The sequence below is a fragment of the Paraburkholderia sp. A1RI-2L genome (assembly GCF_048957375.1).
Taxonomy (GTDB): Bacteria; Pseudomonadota; Gammaproteobacteria; order Burkholderiales; family Burkholderiaceae; genus Paraburkholderia.
This window is the reverse complement of the sequence record NZ_JARBTA010000001.1, coordinates 1,644,001-1,658,241: the sequence shown is the minus strand read 5'-3', so window position 1 is coordinate 1,658,241 and position 14,241 is coordinate 1,644,001. Positions and strand designations below refer to the sequence as shown.

9 protein-coding genes are annotated in these 14,241 nt (G+C 67.1%); 3 read left to right on the top strand and 6 right to left on the bottom strand.

Features of this window, described 5'->3' with window-relative positions; translation table 11 throughout:
- Positions 1-48 precede the first annotated feature (48 nt).
- Positions 49-2,928 carry a valine--tRNA ligase gene (locus PWP93_RS07685; protein ID WP_421044020.1) on the bottom strand — a complete coding sequence of 960 codons (2,880 nt, stop codon included), beginning with the start codon at positions 2,926-2,928 and terminating at the stop codon, positions 49-51.
- Between the two features lie 182 nt (positions 2,929-3,110).
- Between PWP93_RS07685 and PWP93_RS07680 the strand changes: the two genes are divergently transcribed.
- From PWP93_RS07680 to PWP93_RS07670, 3 genes are all read left to right on the top strand, one after another.
- Positions 3,111-5,483 (top strand): UvrD-helicase domain-containing protein, encoded by a 2,373-nt coding sequence (locus PWP93_RS07680; RefSeq protein ID WP_421044019.1) that lies wholly within the window; start codon positions 3,111-3,113, stop codon positions 5,481-5,483.
- 84 nt (positions 5,484-5,567) lie between these two features.
- Complete coding sequence (locus PWP93_RS07675) at positions 5,568-6,386, top strand: 5'-methylthioadenosine/adenosylhomocysteine nucleosidase (RefSeq protein WP_421044018.1); 819 nt, start codon at positions 5,568-5,570, stop codon at positions 6,384-6,386.
- A gap of 196 nt (positions 6,387-6,582) precedes the next feature.
- Entirely contained in the window at positions 6,583-7,965 is a 1,383-nt protein-coding gene (locus tag PWP93_RS07670) for an MFS transporter (protein ID WP_421044017.1), read from the top strand.
- 31 nt (positions 7,966-7,996) lie between these two features.
- Here PWP93_RS07670 and PWP93_RS07665 read toward each other — a convergent pair whose 3' ends face one another.
- The 5 genes from PWP93_RS07665 to PWP93_RS07645 form a co-directional block, all read right to left on the bottom strand.
- The gene (locus tag PWP93_RS07665) at positions 7,997-9,901 is read right to left on the bottom strand and encodes a propionate--CoA ligase (protein WP_421044016.1); all 1,905 of its coding nucleotides are present in this window, start codon (positions 9,899-9,901) and stop codon (positions 7,997-7,999) included.
- A gap of 200 nt (positions 9,902-10,101) precedes the next feature.
- A complete protein-coding gene (locus tag PWP93_RS07660) occupies positions 10,102-10,686 on the bottom strand; it encodes a hydrogenase maturation protease (protein WP_421044015.1) in 585 nt (194 codons plus the stop codon).
- 191 nt (positions 10,687-10,877) lie between these two features.
- Positions 10,878-11,741 carry an efflux RND transporter periplasmic adaptor subunit gene (locus PWP93_RS07655; protein WP_421023626.1) on the bottom strand — a complete coding sequence of 288 codons (864 nt, stop codon included), beginning with the start codon at positions 11,739-11,741 and terminating at the stop codon, positions 10,878-10,880.
- A 54-nt stretch (positions 11,742-11,795) separates the two neighbouring features.
- Positions 11,796-11,996 (bottom strand): DUF1656 domain-containing protein, encoded by a 201-nt coding sequence (locus PWP93_RS07650; protein WP_421044014.1) that lies wholly within the window; start codon positions 11,994-11,996, stop codon positions 11,796-11,798.
- A complete protein-coding gene (locus PWP93_RS07645) occupies positions 11,986-14,235 on the bottom strand; it encodes an FUSC family protein (RefSeq protein ID WP_421044013.1) in 2,250 nt (749 codons plus the stop codon). Before PWP93_RS07645 ends, PWP93_RS07650 begins: the two co-directional genes overlap by 11 nt.
- Positions 14,236-14,241 lie beyond the last annotated feature (6 nt).

Genomic DNA, 14,241 nt, shown 5'->3' with positions numbered 1-14,241 from the left:
TGATGGGTCTGGCGCCGTGCGCGCCGCCAAACCTCACCTTAAGCCGATTCAGGCCGGCAGCCGCGCGAGTTGCGCGGTCAGCTTGCCCAGCGTTGCCTGAAATTCTGCCAGCCTCTTCTGCTCTTGCTCAACCACCGCCGGGGGCGCTTTTGCAACAAAACTGTCATTTCCTAGCTTGGCATTGCACTTCGTCACTTCGTTCGTCAGTCGCGCGATCTCCTTCGAAAGACGTTCGCGTTCGGCCGCCACGTCGATCTCCACCTTGAGCACGAGCTTGTCCGTACCCACGATAGCAACCGGCGCGCCTGCCGAGGCGGCGTCGAGCGTCGCTTCGTCGGCGATGATCTGCACCTCCGAGAGCTTCGCGAGCGCTTGCGCATAGGGTGCGAACGACGCGAGGCGCTCCGCGTTGCCCGTCACCAGCAGCGGCACCTTCGTGGCGGGAGAGAGGCCCATCTCGCCACGCAGGTTGCGGCATGCATCGATCACGGCCTTCAGGTCGGCAGCCCATTGCTCGGCGGCTTCGTCGATCTTCTTCGGCTCGGCCAGCGGGTAGCGCTGCATCATGATCGATGCTTCGCCCTCGGCCGCGCCCGCCGGATAAGCATCGGTGAGCGGCGCCACCTTCTGCCACAGCGCTTCGGTGATGAACGGAATCACCGGATGCGCGAGGCGCAGCACCGTCTCCAGCACGCGCAACAGCGTGCGCCGCGTGGCGCGCTGCTGCGCGGGCGTGCCGGTCTGGATCTGAACCTTCGCGAGCTCCAGGTACCAGTCACAGTATTCGTCCCAGACGAACTTATATATGGCGTTGGCCACGTTGTCGAAGCGATAGTCGGCGAATCCCTTCGCGACTTCGGCTTCCACGCGCTGGAGCAGCGAGACGATCCAGCGGTCGGCCTGCGAGAAGTCGGTGTAGCCGCCCGGGCCGCAATCGCCCGGCTGGCATCCTGGCCGTGTAGCGCCCGGCTTCGAGAAGCCGCAGTCGTGGCCTTCGCAGTTCATCAGCACGAAACGCGTGGCGTTCCAGAGCTTGTTGCAGAAGTTGCGATAGCCCTCGCAGCGCGCGAGGTCGAAGTTCACGTTGCGCCCGAGCGTGGCCATCGAGGCCATCGTGAAGCGCAGCGCGTCGGTGCCGAAGGCGGGAATGCCGTTCGGGAATTCCTTGCGCGTTTTCTTCTCGATGGTCGCGGCCTGCTTGGGGTTCATGAGGCCGGTGGTGCGCTTGGCGACCAGCGCTTCGAGCTCGATGCCGTCGACGATGTCGATCGGGTCGAGCGTGTTGCCCTTGCTCTTGGACATCTTCTGGCCTTCGGCGTCGCGCACGAGGCCGTGCACGTAGACCGTGTCGAAGGGCACCTTGCCGGTGAAGTGCGTGGTCATCATGACCATGCGCGCCACCCAGAAGAAGATGATGTCGAAGCCCGTGACCAGCACGGAGGAGGGCAGGAAGGCCTTCAGCTCAGGCGTATCCGCAGGCCAGCCGAGCGACGAGAATGGCACGAGCGCCGACGAGAACCACGTGTCGAGCACGTCCTCGTCGCGCTTCAAGGCGCCCTTGTAGCCCTTGGCGTCGGCCTGCGCGCGCGCTTCTTCCTCACTCTTCGCGACGAAGATTTCGCCGTTCTCGCCGTACCAGGCCGGAATCTGGTGGCCCCACCAGAGCTGGCGCGAGATACACCAGTCCTGGATGTTCTCGAGCCACTGGTAGTAGGTGGTGGTCCAGTTTTCCGGCACGAACTTGATCTGGCCGTTGCGCACCACCTCGAGCGAGGTTTCGGTGATCGACTTGCCGGGGTTGAAGGTGCCTTCGGGTGCGGGCTTGGTCATCGCCACGAACCACTGGTCCGTGAGCATCGGCTCGATCACGACGCCCGTGCGGTCGCCGCGCGGCACCATCAGCTTGTGCGGCTGCACCGATTCGAGCAGGCCCAGCGACTCGAAGTCGGCCACCACCTGCTTGCGCGCCTCGAAGCGGTCGAGGCCGCGATATTTTGCGGGCGCGTTGTCGTTGATCTTCGCGTCGAGCGTGAGGATCTCGATCATCGGCAGGCCGTGGCGCTGGCCCACCTGGTAGTCGTTGAAGTCGTGCGCGGGCGTGACCTTCACGACGCCCGTGCCGAACTCGCGGTCCACGTACTCGTCGGCAATGATCGGGATTTCGCGGTCCGCGAGCGGCAGCTTCACGGTCTTGCCGATCAGGTGCGCATAGCGCTCGTCTTCCGGATGGACCATCACGGCCGTGTCGCCGAGCATGGTTTCCGGGCGCGTGGTGGCGACCGTGAGGTGGCCCGAGCCATCGGCGAGTGGGTAGCGCAGGTGCCACAGGTGGCCGTTTTCCTCTTCGCTCGCGACTTCGAGGTCCGAGACGGCGGTGAGCAGCACCGGATCCCAGTTCACGAGGCGCTTGCCGCGGTAGATCAGGCCCTGTTCATAGAGGCGCACGAACACGTCGCGCACGGCGGCCGACATCTTGTCGTCCATCGTGAAGTACTCGCGCGACCAGTCGATCGAAGCGCCCAGGCGCCGCACCTGGCCCGTGATGGTCGAGCCCGATTGCTGCTTCCATTCCCACACGCGTTCGACGAACTTCTCGCGGCCGAGGTCGTGGCGCGAGATCTTCTGCGCGTCGAGCTGGCGCTCCACGACGATCTGGGTGGCGATGCCAGCGTGGTCGGTACCCGGCACCCACAGGGTGTTCTCGCCGAGCATGCGGTGGTAGCGCGTCAGGCCGTCCATGATCGTCTGGTTGAACGCGTGTCCCATGTGCAGCGTGCCCGTGACGTTGGGCGGCGGCAACTGGATCGAGAAGTTGGCGCGGCCGGGCGTGAGGGTCGCGGCGGCATAGCCGCGGCGCTCCCATTCGGGGCCCCAATGGGCTTCGATCGTCTGCGGCTCGAAGCTTTTCGCTAGCGTGCTGTCGCTCATGGGTGGAATCTGCCGAAAAAAGATGCTGAAAACCTTCGATTATAAGGGGAAGCGCCGTCAGGCCGGGCCCGGGGCCCGTCCATAGCCGGTATGGCCTTTATAATGACGGTCTACTTCGAAGCCCGCCGCGATGGCGCCCCTGCTTGCGGCTTTCCTCGCGGCCTTCCTTGCGCCCCTCATTCATGCCTGAACTGCTCGCCAACCTGAACCCCGAACAACACGCCGCCGTCACGTTGCCGAACGAACCGGCGCTCATTCTGGCCGGGGCCGGCAGCGGCAAGACGCGCGTGCTGATCACGCGCATTGCGTGGCTCATCCAGCAGGGCCTCGCCTCGCCGATGACGATTCTCGCCGTGACTTTCACGAACAAGGCCGCACGTGAAATGACGAGCCGCCTTCAGGCGATGATGCCCATCGACACGCGCGGCATGTGGATCGGCACCTTCCACGGCCTGTGCAACCGCATGCTGCGCGCGCATTACCGCGACGCCGGCCTGCCGCAGACCTTCCAGATCCTCGACACGGCCGACCAGCTTTCGGCCATCAAGCGCTTGATGAAGGGTCTGAACATCGACGACGAGAAGTTCCCGCCGAAGAACCTTCAGCACTTCATCAACAACGCGAAGGAGCAGGGCCTGCGGCCGAAAGACGTCGACGTCACGGATCACTACAACCGCAAGTTCGTCGAGCTCTACGAAGCCTACGAGCAGCAGTGTCAGCGTGAAGGCGTGGTCGACTTCGCCGAGCTGCTGCTGCGCTGCTACGAGCTGCTCGCGTACAACCCGCCGCTGCGCGCGCATTATCAAGCGCGCTTTCGCGACATCCTCGTCGACGAGTTCCAGGACACCAACAAGCTCCAGTACGCGTGGCTCAAGCTGCTCGCGGGCTCGGGCAACGCGATCTTCGCCGTGGGCGACGACGACCAGTCGATCTACGCGTTCCGTGGCGCGAACGTGGGCAACATGCGCGACTTCGAGAACGAGTTCCGCGTGAAGCACCTGATCAAGCTCGAGCAGAACTACCGCTCGCACGGGCACATTCTCGATGCGGCGAACTATCTGATCGCGCATAACTCGCGGCGCCTCGGCAAGAATCTGCGCACCGACGCGGGCCACGGCGAGCCGGTGCGCGTCTACGAGGCCGCCACCGATTCGCAGGAGGCGGGCTGGATCGTCGAGGAAGTGCGGGCGCTCATCAATCAGGGCCTCGCGCGCAACGAGATCGCGATTCTGTACCGCAGCAACGCGCAGTCGCGCACGATCGAGCACACGCTCGTGAACGCGGGCGTGCCGTACAAGGTGTATGGCGGCCTGCGCTTCTTCGAGCGTCAGGAAGTGAAGCACGCGCTCGCCTATCTGCGCCTGATCGACAATCCCAACGACGACACCGCGTTTGCGCGCGTCGTGAACTTCCCGACGCGCGGCATTGGCGCGCGCTCGATCGAGCAGCTTGCGGATGCCGCACGCCTCTATAACTGCTCGATGGCGGCGGCGATTCCCTATGTCACGGGCAAGGCCGGCACGAGTCTCGGCTCGTTCGCGAACCTGATCGCGAAGATGCGCGCCGAAACTGCGCAAATGAGCCTGCCCGAGACGGTCGAGTACACGGTGCGCATGAGCGGTCTGGCCGAGTTCTATCAGGGCGAGCGCGAAGGCCAGGACCGTCTGGAGAACTTGCAGGAACTCGTGAACGCGGCCACCGCGTTCGTGAGCGAGGAAGGCTACGGCATGGACACGCCGGCGCGCTCGATTCCGCTGCGCCCCGGCGCGAGCGCGCTGCCCGAGATCGTCTCGCAGGAAGGCGAGATCGAAGTGCTCGACGCGCCCGCGATCACGGATCCCGCGCAGAACCCCGACCTCATGACGCCGCTCGCGGGGTTTCTCTCGCATGCGTCGCTCGAAGCGGGCGACAATCAGGCGCAGGCGGGCCAGGACGCCGTGCAGTTGATGACTGTGCACGCCGCGAAGGGGCTCGAATTCACGGCGGTGTTCATCACCGGTCTCGAAGAGGGGTTGTTCCCGCACGAGAACAGCGCGATGGAAGCCGATGGCCTCGAGGAGGAGCGCCGCCTGATGTACGTGGCGATCACGCGCGCGAAGGAGCGGCTCTATATCTCGTTCGCGCAGAGCCGTCTGCTGCACGGCCAGACGCGCTACAACGTGCGATCGCGCTTCTTCGACGAACTGCCGCAGGAGTCGCTCAAATGGCTCACGCCGAAGGTCGAGGCGGGCGCGCGCTGGGGCGGGCGCTCGGACAACGCCGGCTGGGGGCGCGACTGGTTCTCGCGTCCGGGTGGCGGAAGCGGCGGCGGTGGCAGTCGCGATCGCGATGCCTATATCGCGGACAAGAGCCCCGCGCCGGCGTTCGCCAACGAGCAGCGCGCAGCCGAGACGGGCTTTCGCGTGGGCCAGGTCGTGTTTCATACGAAGTTCGGCGAAGGCACGATCACGGCGCTCGAAGGCAGCGGTGCCGATGCCAAGGCGCAAGTGCGCTTCAAGCGCCATGGCGAGAAATGGCTCGCGCTGGCCGTGGCGAAGCTGCAGCCGGTCGAGTGAGCGGCGTTTCCGTGCAACGCATCAACCCAGTGATGTAACCGGTCGACATAACCCATCGACGCAACCCGGCAGGCCCTTGAAGCAATGAACTCCCTTTCCACACAGCCCGGCGCAGCGGCGCGCCCGCTTGGCGTGCTTGCCGCGCTTCCCCAGGAACTCGGCGATCTGATCGCCACGATGCAGGCCGAATCGGGTGTCGTCACGCGCACGCTCGGGCGGCGCGACTATCACGTCGGCACTGTGCACGGCGTGCCGTGCGTGGTGACGCTCGCGCGCGTCGGCAAGGTGGCCGCGGCGGCCACGGCGAGCGCGCTGATCCACGTCTTCGATGTGGGCGCGGTGGTGTTCACGGGCGTAGCGGGCGGCGTGGGGCCGGACGTGCACGTGGGCGACGTGGTGGTGGGCGAGACGCTGCTCCAGCACGACATGAACGCCGAGCCGCTGTTCCCTCGCCACGAGATTCCGCTGCTCGCGCGCTCGCGCTTTGACGCCGACCGTGCGCTGGCCGATGCGCTGGCCGCCGCCTGCGAGCGCTTCGTCGCGGAAGAGGGCACGGCGCTGGCGGCGCGCTTTAGCGCCGCGCTGCCGCGCTTCGAAACCGCGCTGCCGGGGGTGCATCGCGGGCTCGTGATCAGCGGCGACCAGTTCGTGGCCAGTGCGGCGGCTGTGGGCGCATTGCGCGCGGCTTTGCCCGATGCGCTCGCCGTGGAAATGGAAGGCGCGGCGCTGGCTCAGGTCTGCCACGAGTACGAGGTGCCGTGCGCCGTCGTGCGCACCATTTCCGACACCGCCGACGAGCATGCGAGCACCTCGTTCTCGTCGTTCCTCACCGACATCGCCGGGACGTATTCGACGGGCATTCTGCGGCGCTTTCTCGCGTCGTACCGCCCGGCGGGCCGCTGAGCGGCGCGGATGGGCGCCGGCGGCCCGCAGTCGACCCGTGGGCGCGGGTTAACAATGACTGTGAAATTATTTATATATAAAGTAATCTGGCCTGCCGTTCAACCGCCATTGACCGACTGCGCCTGAAAGTCCGCGTCCAGGGGCCTTGCTGCAAGGCATCTGGAGACGCCCGGACGGGACGGCGCCGTGCCCGCCCATGTCCGATGCCCGCTCCATCCCCGCGCGCACGACGCGCGCCGTCCTGCTCGTCTGCGGCTTGTCCGTTCTCTTCGAAGGCTACGACGTCGGCAGTCTCGGCGCGGTGCTGCCCGCGCTGGCCGCCGACCGACACTGGAGCCTCACGCCGATGCAACTCGGCGCGCTCGGCAGCTACGCGCTCGCGGGCATGTTCTTCGGCGGGATGGCGATCGGCACGCTTGGCGATCTGCTCGGGCGGCGGCGCATGCTGCTGGCCTGCGTCGCACTGTTCTCGCTCACGATGGCCGGCGCCGCGATCGCGCCCACGCCGTTCTGGTTCGGCCTGTGCCGGTTTCTGGGCGGCCTCGGTCTCGGCGGCGTGATTCCGGTGGCCGCCGCGCTCACGATCGAGTATTCGCCGCCGGCGCGGCGCAGCTTCAACTACGGAATGATGTACTCGGGCTACTCGCTCGGCATCCTGTGCGCGGCGCTCGCAGCCATGGCGCTGTTGCCCGCATGGGGCTGGCGCGGTGTGATGGCGGTGGGTGCGCTGCCGCTGCTCGCGCTGCTGCCGATGGCGCTCGCATTGCCCGAATCGTTCGAATATCTGGCCGCGCGCGGACGCTTCGACGAGGCGAGCGTGCTCGCCGCCCGGCTCGGCGTGACCGGTGAGCTGCCGGCGGCACGCGGCGCCGCGTCCCAGCGACGGACGAGCTTGCGCGACATCGTGGCCGCGATCTTCGCGCGCCGCCGTCTGCGCGCGACGGCCTGCTTCTGGATCGCACTGTTCTGCGGCATGTTGCTCGTGTACGGCCTCAACACCTGGCTGCCGATGATCATGCGCAAGCAAGGCTACGATCTCGGCTCGAGCCTCGCCTTCCTGCTTGTTTTCAGCCTGACTTCGGCATGCGGCGGCGTGGTGCTCGGCAAGATCGCCGACCGCTTCGGCGCGCGTGCGACGGTCGCGCTGGCCTATGCCATCGGCGCGCTCGCGATCGCTGCGCTGATGACCCGCAACGCGCTCGTCGTGAGCTATGCGCTCGTGGCGCTCGCGGGCATCGGCAGCATCTCGGCTTCGCTCATCCTGACCGGCTATCTGACGCACTTCTATCCGTCGCACGCGCGCGGCGCGGCGACGGGCTGGGCGCTGTCCTTCGCGCGTTTCGGGGCGATGTGCGGGCCGCTCATGGGCGGCTACATCGCGAGCGTCGGCGCAAACTGGTCGTGGAATTTCGTGGCGTTCGCGGTGACAGGACTCGTGGCGGCGCTGGCGGTCGCGGCGTTGCCGTCGCGTGTGCGCGTTGAGGCGGGAGAAGATGCGAGGGTCGAAGCAGACGAAGGCGGCGAGGCGGCGCAGGGCGAAGCCCGCCGCGCCACCGAGCGCGGCGCCCAGCTTTCCTGAAGGCGCGGCGGGCGCGCCTTGGATCGCCGCTTCACGCCTTGCCGGTTGGCTCGACCGCCTCGCGGATCTGCTGCAGCGCCGCTGCGTCCTCGATGGTCGGCAAATCGCCGGGATCGCGCCCTTCGGCGAGCGCCGCGATTGCGCGGCGCAGGAGCTTGCCCGAGCGCGTCTTCGGCAGCATCGACACGAAGTGCACGCGCGCGGGCCGCCCGATGGCGCCGAGCTGGCGGTCCACGGTGGCCGCGAGCGCGGCGGCGAGCTTGTCCGCCGCCGCCCGATCGGCCGCCGCACCCGCGTCGCGCAGCACCACGAACGCGAGCGCGGCCTGGCCCTTCACCGTGTCGTTCACGCCCACCACGGCGACTTCGGCGACCGCCGCGTGCGACGAGATCGCTTCCTCGATCTCGCGCGTGCCGAGCCGGTGGCCCGCCACGTTGATGACGTCGTCGGTGCGGCCGAGGATCGTCACGTAGCCGTTTTCGTCCTGCACGCCCCAGTCGAAGGTCGAATAGACCTGCTGGCCCGGCACGCTCTCCCAATACGTCTTCACGAAGCGCGCATCGTCGCCCCAGACCGTTTGCATGCAGCCCGGCGGCAGCGGGTAGCTCAGCGTGATCACGCCTTTCTCGCCCTGCGCGCAGGGCTCGCCCGTATGCTCGTTGCGCAGCACGAGGTCGTAGCCGTAGCACGGCACGCCAGGCGAGCCGACCTTCGGCGGCAACGCTTCGACGCCGCGCTGGATCGCGAGCATCGGCCAGCCGGTCTCGGTCTGCCAGTAGTTGTCGACCACGGGCTTGCCGAGCGCGTCCGAGATCCACACGGACGTGGGTTCGTCGAGCGGCTCGCCTGCGAGAAAGAGGGTGCGCAGGCTCGACAGGTCGGCGGCGCGCAGCAGCGCCGGATCCTGCTTCTTGAGCACGCGTATCGCGGTGGGCGCGGTGAACATGAGATTGATGCGGTGCTGCTCGACGAGGCGCCACCAGATGCCGCCGTCGGGCCGCACGGGCGTGCCTTCGTACATCACCGTGGTCATGCCCGCGAGCAGCGGCGCGTAGATGATGTAGCTGTGGCCCACGACCCAGCCGATATCCGACGCCGTGAACATGGTGTCGCCGGCGCGGCCCTCGAAGATGTACTCCATCGACGCGGCGAGCGCCACCGCGTAGCCGCCGACGTCGCGCTGCACGCCCTTGGGCCTGCCGGTCGTGCCGGAGGTGTAGAGCACATAGGAAGGCTCGTTCGATTCGAGCCATTCGCAGGGGACGTGCGCGTTGTAATGCTGCTCGCGCAACGGTTCATAGTCGACCAGCCAAGGCGCATTGAGGCGTTCGGGCGCAAGCTGCCGGTCGATCAGCAGCACGCGCGGCGGCGCATGTTCGGCGCGCGCCATGGCCTCGTCGACGAGCGGCGTGTAGTCGATCACCTTGCCGCCGCGTGCGCCGGCGTCGGCGGAGACGAGCAGCGTGGGCTTGGCGTCGTCGATGCGCGCGGCGAGGCTCGGGGCCGCGAAGCCGCCGAACACCACCGAGTGGATCGCGCCGAGGCGCGCGCAGGCCAGCACCGCAAACACGGCCTCGGGAATCATCGGCAGATAGATCAGCACGCGATCGCCGCGCTGCACGCCGAGCGAGCGCATGACGGCGGCCATGCGGTTCACTTCGGCGTGCAGATCGGCGTAGGTGTAGCGGCGCTCGATGCCGGTTTCGGTCGACACGTAGACGAGCGCATTCTGTTGTGCGCGGGTGTCGAGGTGCCGGTCGACGGCGTTGAAGCACAGGTTCGTGCGCCCGCCCACGAACCAGCGCGCGAAGGGCGGATTCGAGCGGTCGAGCACCTCGGTGAACGGCGTTTGCCAATGGATGCGCGCGGCTTCGCGGCGCCAGAAGTCCTCGGGGCGATCGATCGACTCGCGGTGGAACTCGCGGTAACGGCGCATGACGTCCATCCTCCCGTACGGTGTCGCGGGCGCGGCGCATGGGACGGCGCCCGCATGATGCCGGTATGGCGGCTGGACCCGGCTCCGAAGGGTCGAGGATAGTGCAGTGCAATGGGCGCGGGCAACGCGGGTTCACCCGTGGGTGGACCTGCAGATTCGCCCGCAGATCTGCCCACAGATGCGTCGCGCGCGGTGTGGGGTTACGCGAGCGATTGCGCGAGTGGGCGCGGGTGCGCATGCCAGCGCCGTAGCCGGCGGCACGCGATCACCACCGCCGGATCGAGCTGCGCGCTCACCGCAGCGCCGAGTCCCGTGCCATACGCGTCGTGCGCGTGCGGCTGCACGCCGATCAGCACGAGTTCGCGCGGATAGCGGCCTTTGAGCTGTGCGCAGGCGAGCGCATCGGCGAAATCCATCTGATGCAGGTTCACGGGGCGCGTGCGCAGATGCTGCACGGCTTCATCGCCTTCGCGCACGCACAGCGTGCCGGGCGCACGGCCGAAGTCGGCCGAGTTGAAGACGAGCATGCGCTGTGCCGACTCGACGAGCGGCAGGAGCGCGAGTCCTTGGGTGCCGCCCGCGACGAACTCGACATGCGATGCGCATTGCCAGCCGGCTTTGAGCCGCTCGATCGCGCGCATGCCGAACCCGGCGTCGCCCCATTGCAGATTGCCGAGTCCCAGCACGACGATGCGCGGCAGCGCCGGCGTATGCGTGGCGGCGCGGGCCGGCGCCGTCAGGGGGCGTGTGAAGATAAACGGAACGTGCTCGTAGAGAAAGCTCACGCGACTCACTTTGCGAAGGACACAGAGTTCAGAATATTCTTAGCTGCCGCGCATTTTTGTGTTGAGGTGTGTCAAGGGGCCAGGAATTTATGCGTGTGCTGGGATAAGTTTTGCAGGTTCAGGCGATTGACTGTCGGACAACCTTTGATTAACGGTTAAAACCTTTAAGCAATGTTCAGGCGCGCTTGAGCTCACGCGCCCGGTTTCACGACCACGGTACAGGTCGTGCCTGCGGAGAGCGTCATGCCGTCCGGCACCTTGTCGATGTGGATGCGCACCGGCACGCGCTGCGCGAGGCGCACCCAGTTGAAAGTCGGGTTCACGTCGGCGAGCAGTTCGCGGCTTTGCGGATTGTCGCGGTCGTAGATGCCGCGCGAGATGCTTTCCACATGACCTTCGAGCGTGCCGCCGCTCATCAGCTTGATGTCGGCCTTGTTGCCCACCTTCACGCGCGGCAGCTTGGTTTCCTCGAAATAGCCGTAGACCCAGAACGAGTGGCTGTCCACCACGGCCAGCCTCGCCTGGCCGGCGTTCGCGTAGTCGCCGCGAAACACCTGGAGGTTGGTGATGTAGCCGTCCACCGGCGAGACTACGCGCGTGCGCTCGAGGTTGAGCTTCGCGGCATCGAGCGCGGCGAGCGCCTGCTGGTACTGCGCCTGCGCCGAGTTCGCGGTGTGCGAGGCATTCTCGCGGCTTTCCTGCGAGACGACCTGGCTGTCCATGTCGGCGCGGCGGCGCGCGTCGTCCTGTTTCATGGTGAGTTCGGCCTTGCGCGCGGCCACGGCGGCTTGTGCCTGCTCCACGGCAATCTGGTAGTGCGACGGATCGATCTGCATCAGCAGGTCGCCCTTGTGCACGAACTGGTTGTCGCGCACGGGCAGCTCGACCACGGCGCCCGAGACGTCGGGTGCGATGTTCACGACTTCGGCGCGCACGCGGCCGTCGCGGGTCCAGGGCTCGTCCATGTAGTGCACCCACAGGGCGCGCCCGACCAGAATGGCGACGGCGAAAATAAGAGCCGTCGCGAGAAAGCCAATGATGTTTCGGATAGTCATGATTCGTTTGAATCCGGTTCGGCGGTTTGCGCTATTTCAGCGAGTTCAGCGAGTTCAGCGATAGATGGCGAGCCCCAGCACGCAGCACACGACCACGAGCAGGCTCACGCGAAAGAGAGAGGGGTGCCACACGATCCGGTAGAGGCCGGTTCGGGCCAGCACGGAATCGAGCACCCACGTGAGCGCCGCGCCCAGAATGAAGAGCAGGACGATCGCGGGAAGGTAGGCGTCGAGAAACGCGACGTCACGCGGCATGGTTTGCTCCTTGCGGGGTACCGGGTTGATCCATCGGTGGGTTCAAATACGCTGCGAACGGCGATTGCGGATCGATAAGCGCGGTGCGGATGAAATGCAGATGGCTCAGGATGCGCTGCAACCGATGACGCGTTTCGCGCGGCGCGTTGTCTTGCACGATCCGTTCGAGCACGCCGTGGCAGGCCGCGATGGCTGCACGGGTGGCGGCGAGCGCGGTGGCGTGGCGGTTCGCATCGGGGCGCTCGAACAGCGCGCTCACGGCCTTGAGCGTGGCCGCGGTGGCGTCGCGCCACGGCGCGGGGTGCTCCGTTACGGCGGCCAGCTCCTCGCGCAGATCGAGCGCGGCATTGCCGATCTCGAGCGTCGCGAACATCCAGCGCAGGGTGTCGTGGCGCAACGCGTCGTCGTTGCCCGCGAGCGCGTGCAGCTGGAACATCAGGTCGCGCGCGCCGCTTTCGAAGCGATTGCGCAGGCCCGCTAGCCCGCTCGCGCCGAGCCAGCGCGCGCGGCACGCGTGCGCGGCCTGGCCCCGCAGATTGGCGAGGAGGCGCTTGCGCAGCCACGGCGCGGAGGGCGGCAGGAGCACCGCGAACGCGGCGGCCGTGACGATCATCGACATGACGAGCGACAGCGCGTCGTTCATATAGCCGGCCGGGTTGTACTGCACGACGTTGTCCGGACCCACGAGGAAGCACAGGAAGATGCAGTAGCCCATGCCGTAGCCCATATACGCGGGGCGAGTCGTGAGGAACACGCCGAAGGCGAGCGCGGGCGCAAGCGCGACACACAGCAACGGAAAGCCGTCGATGTGCGGAAACACGCCGAACGTGAGGAACATGCCGACCACCGACGCGAGCATCGTGCCACCCGCCATCTGGCTCGACATGCGCGCGGGCTGGGGCGAGGCGGAGGCCAGCGCGCAGGTGGCGGCAGCGGTGAGCACGAGATTCGCGCCGCTCGGCCACGCGCTCGCGATCCAGAACGCGGCGAGCAGGCCCATCACGACGGCCGCGCGCAGGCCCGCCACGGCGGCCGCGACCAGATTGGTCTTCGGCACATAGCGCGCGACCCATTTCTCGCGCGAGTGGGTGTCGACGGCGAGCGAGGCGTAGGTCGCCGTGTATTCGTTCATCTCGTGCACGAAGCGGTAGAAGAGCTCGGTGGCCGTGTCGAAATCGAGCAGGCGCGCGGCGCGCGAGTCCGCGTTTTTGCCTTGCTGGCCCAGATCGGCTTCGAGCTGCACGCGCGTTTCGCGCACGCGCCTCGGCAACGTCGCGCGGTAGTTTTCGAGTTGGGTGGCCACGTGCACCGCATCGGCGGCGCTGAGCACCGGTTCGCCGGACTTGTCGAACAGCGGCGCGATTTCGCGGAAGTACGGTTCGAGCGCGTCGACCGTGACGGTCGAGCCGGCCTCGCGCAGGCGGTTCATCAACTGATGCAGCGCGTGAAAGCGCGTCGAGACGGTCATGAACTCGGTGTTCAGGCGCGCCAGCCGCCCCGCGCGCATGCGCGCGTCGGGCGACTCGAACACGGCCGTGCTTCGGCTCGCCTCGAAGCCGACGATGTCGGCCACGAAGCGCGCGTTGGTCGCTTCGATCCGCGAGCGTTCGACTTGCCCGCCTAGCGACGCCGACACATAGTCGACGAACGACGAGAAGCGCTGGCGCACCGTGGCGCGCAGCAGCTCGCCCGTGTACTGCGGAAACACCACGGCGCTCACGAAGCCCGACGCCAGGATGCCGATCGAGATTTCGGCCACGCGCGTCATCGCGGACATGAACGCGCCATCGGGATGCTGCGAGGCCGGGATGCCGATCAGTGCGGCCGTATAGCCCGCGAGCACGAAGCCGTACGAGCGGAAGTTGCGATTGCGCGCCGCGCCCGCCGTGCAGATGCCCACCCAGAGCGCCGTGGTGGCGATGAAGAGCTCCGGCTGCTGGGCGAACACGCCGATCAACGCGAGCATGACCACGAGGCCGACCAGCGTGCCGCAGATCCGGTAGAAGCTTTTCGCGAACACGGGGCCGCTTTGCGGCTGCATCACGATGAACACCGTGGTCATGGCGGTGCGCGGCGAGGGCAGGTCGAGCTTCATCGCCACGCCGAGCGCGAGCAGCGCCGCGGCAATCGCCTTGAGGATGTAGAGCCAGACGAGGCCGTCGGTGCGTGCCCAGTCGGCGCACGCCTGAAACACGCGTGGGCCGCCGGCTTGCGTGGAAGTGGGAGAGGACGCAGCCATCTTCGC

Excerpts from the sequence above, each read along its gene's own strand:
- PWP93_RS07685 (WP_421044020.1), bottom strand. The coding sequence starts at position 2,928 with ATGAGCGACAGCACGCTAGCGAAAAGCTTCGAGCCGCAGACGATCGAA.
- PWP93_RS07680 (WP_421044019.1), top strand. The coding sequence starts at position 3,111 with ATGCCTGAACTGCTCGCCAACCTGAACCCCGAACAACACGCCGCCGTC.
- PWP93_RS07675 (WP_421044018.1), top strand. The coding sequence starts at position 5,568 with ATGAACTCCCTTTCCACACAGCCCGGCGCAGCGGCGCGCCCGCTTGGC.
- PWP93_RS07670 (WP_421044017.1), top strand. The coding sequence starts at position 6,583 with ATGTCCGATGCCCGCTCCATCCCCGCGCGCACGACGCGCGCCGTCCTG.
- PWP93_RS07665 (WP_421044016.1), bottom strand. The coding sequence starts at position 9,901 with ATGCGCCGTTACCGCGAGTTCCACCGCGAGTCGATCGATCGCCCCGAG.
- PWP93_RS07655 (WP_421023626.1), bottom strand. The coding sequence starts at position 11,741 with ATGACTATCCGAAACATCATTGGCTTTCTCGCGACGGCTCTTATTTTC.
- PWP93_RS07650 (WP_421044014.1), bottom strand. The coding sequence starts at position 11,996 with ATGCCGCGTGACGTCGCGTTTCTCGACGCCTACCTTCCCGCGATCGTC.
- PWP93_RS07645 (WP_421044013.1), bottom strand. The coding sequence starts at position 14,235 with ATGGCTGCGTCCTCTCCCACTTCCACGCAAGCCGGCGGCCCACGCGTG.